Below are 2668 nucleotides of genomic sequence, written 5' to 3'. Positions count from 1 at the left end.
TTTTTCATAACTGCCAAGAGCCGATTTTGAAATACCCGTTTGCTCAGCCAGTTCTTCCAGTTTTAATCCTTTGTTTAATCGTAAATCTTTTAGCCGTTCCTGTATTGTAGTAGCTCCGTTCATTGAAGCAGTTCCCCCTTTCTGACGACATTTATAACCGTTGAATTGATTATACCATATCAATTCCGTAATCGTGGAAATTTCTGATTTTTACCCTTAATTCCTACTTTGTGGACATACGGCACAGGGCACAAAAATGTTCTATGATACAGGTAGTTCATCGATGGATTATTCCAATCGAATGACCAGCCTGTGTGGGATATGCTTCCCCAGCGATGTAGTGCCATGACTTTTGGCAGGGATATGGAGGAACCCTGACCGAAACGAGCATACCAAAGGGAGCGATACGCCGCTGTGAGATTCAGGGGAGGAACGACACCGGGGAGAACTGGCGAACTGACACCGAAATGATACCGAAACACGACAATCTGATAGGGGACAGTCTACCCTATCGCTGATACTTCGGGAGATTTTAAGCGGCTCTATGACCGTAATTTTGCCGAAAATCGCCCCGAAACCATACACGAAAACGGAAGGAAGCGCAATATGCCGAGAATGAGCAAAAAGAGGAAGCATGAGCTTTCCTTTTACCTCAATGACCGGGGGCGTGTCACTTACAACGAATTATGCCGGAAATGCCAGCATGGGTGCAAGCAGAGCTTCCGGGCGGTTGTGATTGACTGCCCCCGTTATTTATCCAAACGAGCAAAGAAAAAGGAGAAACACACCGAATGAATTTTGAATTTATGACGATAGACACACCCTTGCCACCCTGTATGCCATTTCCCAAAGCGTTGACAGGATTTCCAGTCAGCAGCACCGCAAAGGTCATGTACTGCCGGATGCTGGACGCTATGTTATCCAAAGGGCAGGAGGACGAGAACGGAATCCTGTTTGTCTGCTTCCCTGTCACAGCCATTGCCGCAGTCCTGTCCCGCAGCCCCATGACGGTCAAGCGTTCTCTGAATGAACTGGAAACCGCCGGACTTATCATGCGGGTGCGTCAGGGCGTTGGAGAGCCAAACAGGATTTATGTGCTGATACCGGGAAAGGAGGACGCTGCCCTTGCCTGATACCTCAAAGCTGGAAAAGCTCAACCGGGAGTTGGAGAAAAGCGAAAAGAAACTGCGGAAAGCCATCAATGATGAAAAGGCATTGCAGCACCAGTTAAAGCAGCTTACCCGAAAGGAACGGACGCACCGGCTCTGTACCCGTGGCGGTATGCTGGAAAGTTTTCTGCAAGAGCCGGAACGCCTGACAGATGATGATGTCATGCTGTTGTTGAAACTCATTTTTCACAGGCAGGACACGCAGGAACTATTGAAAAAACTGCTGGAACGGGAGAAGGCGGAAACCCCTTAGTTTACTAAGGGCGCAATTATACACCACCCAGAGGTTGGTGCATTGCGTTCTCCGAAGGCTCCTCGCCGGAGGGCTGTGATTTTCCGCAGTCATGGTCTGCTCCAAATCATACAGGGGACGCTACGCTTCCCCTGCGCTGGCTGCCGCCAGCTACCCTTTTGTAGATTTGCCATCTGGGGACACCTTGCCTTGCAGGCTGTTCCCAGCCGACAAGTTTCATAAAATATGCTATCTTTTCGATAGGCAGTGAAGTATAATGAAGATGACAACAAATATGAATTTGATGGGATGGTGATATTATGAAAAAGATAATGGCAGTTATGCTATCGTTGCTTGCTTGTACGGTTCTGCTTGCAGGGTGCAACACTTCCTCCGAAAGCAATGAAGAACAGTCCTTAAAAGTATATTCATTTAGCGGAGAAAATGAATATATTTCTGTGTCGAATGGTGTAATTATTTTAGATGGCAAAGATGAAATTTGCTATGGTGGCGATTTGAAAGTGATGTCAGACGATTTTGCTGATATTACCACATACTCAACTACCATTTATATCAATGGAAGTGAAAAAGAAACTTTGCTTTCTAATGGTGTTGATGATCAGACAGGTGGGACAATAGATGTTTCTGGAAATATTGGAAAAATTTCTGGTGACATTCTCAGAGATAGTGACGCTGATAAGTTGACTGATAATTTGTGGTTTGAATTGAAAACAACCAATTTGAGCGGAGAAGAAAACACTTATCAGGTACAATTAGAGACAACTGAAATCACAAAGGAAGTCAAAAAGTAACTTCTAAATCCCAGTTTGCTATTCCACACACATCGGGTCAACTTGCCCCGAACTTTTGCAACTAAATATCAGCCGCCAACACAGCGGCACACCAAGCAGGAAATCTGAAAAAGGTCTCCTGCTTTTTTTCTGCCTAAAATGAGGTGGCAAAACGCCACCCATCCATAAATCAAGGAAAGGAGGGACACGAAATGCCCTGTCCACACAACGAAATTTCTATTGTGCAGCGAAGCCAACAGCAGTCTGCGGTTGCCGCCGCTGCCTACCAGAGCGGCGAAAAGCTGTTCTGTGAATACGACCAGGAAGTGAAGCACTACCCGGAAAAGCGTGGTATCGTCCACAATGAAATCCTGCTTCCGGAAAATGCCCCACCAGAGTATGCAGACCGCAATACCTTATGGAACGCCGCCGAAGCGGTGGAAAAGCAATGGAACTCCCAGCTTGCAAGGCGGTGG

At 46.6% G+C, this 2668-nt stretch carries 6 protein-coding genes; 5 read left to right on the top strand and 1 reads right to left on the bottom strand.

Translation table 11 applies throughout. The features are described from left to right. Positions 1–123, bottom strand: a 123-nt coding sequence (locus OCV77_RS05240) for a helix-turn-helix domain-containing protein (protein WP_262574148.1), incomplete at its 3' end; no start/stop codon positions are given. A 483-nt stretch (positions 124–606) separates the two neighbouring features. On the opposite strand from OCV77_RS05240, the gene OCV77_RS05235 reads away from it, so the two are divergent. The 5 genes from OCV77_RS05235 to OCV77_RS05215 form a co-directional block, all read left to right on the top strand. Then, positions 607–795, top strand: coding sequence for a hypothetical protein (locus OCV77_RS05235; RefSeq protein ID WP_005929946.1), 189 nt, complete (start codon positions 607–609; stop codon positions 793–795). Continuing rightward, positions 792–1133, top strand: a complete 342-nt coding sequence (locus OCV77_RS05230; protein WP_097839642.1) for a DeoR family transcriptional regulator — start codon at positions 792–794, stop codon at positions 1131–1133. Before OCV77_RS05235 ends, OCV77_RS05230 begins: the two co-directional genes overlap by 4 nt. Further along, positions 1126–1422: a DUF3847 domain-containing protein gene (locus tag OCV77_RS05225; RefSeq protein ID WP_099357249.1), complete on the top strand. Its 297-nt coding sequence runs from the start codon at positions 1126–1128 to the stop codon at positions 1420–1422. The genes OCV77_RS05230 and OCV77_RS05225 overlap by 8 nt, the downstream gene beginning before the upstream one ends. Positions 1423–1721: 299 nt before the next feature. Beyond that, entirely contained in the window at positions 1722–2213 is a 492-nt protein-coding gene (locus tag OCV77_RS05220; protein ID WP_096240647.1) for a hypothetical protein, read from the top strand. A gap of 191 nt (positions 2214–2404) precedes the next feature. Next, positions 2405–2668 (top strand): MobA/MobL family protein (locus OCV77_RS05215; RefSeq protein ID WP_262573896.1); only part of this gene is annotated, 264 nt, incomplete at its 3' end.

Source organism: Suilimivivens aceti, assembly GCF_025567405.1.
GTDB classification, from domain to species: domain Bacteria; phylum Bacillota; class Clostridia; order Lachnospirales; family Lachnospiraceae; genus Suilimivivens; species Suilimivivens aceti.
Note: the sequence above shows the minus strand (reverse complement) of the source record. Positions and strands in the feature narration are given on the sequence as shown.

Excerpts from the sequence above, each read along its gene's own strand:
- OCV77_RS05235 (WP_005929946.1), top strand. The coding sequence starts at position 607 with ATGCCGAGAATGAGCAAAAAGAGGAAGCATGAGCTTTCCTTTTACCTC.
- OCV77_RS05230 (WP_097839642.1), top strand. The coding sequence starts at position 792 with ATGAATTTTGAATTTATGACGATAGACACACCCTTGCCACCCTGTATG.
- OCV77_RS05220 (WP_096240647.1), top strand. The coding sequence starts at position 1,722 with ATGAAAAAGATAATGGCAGTTATGCTATCGTTGCTTGCTTGTACGGTT.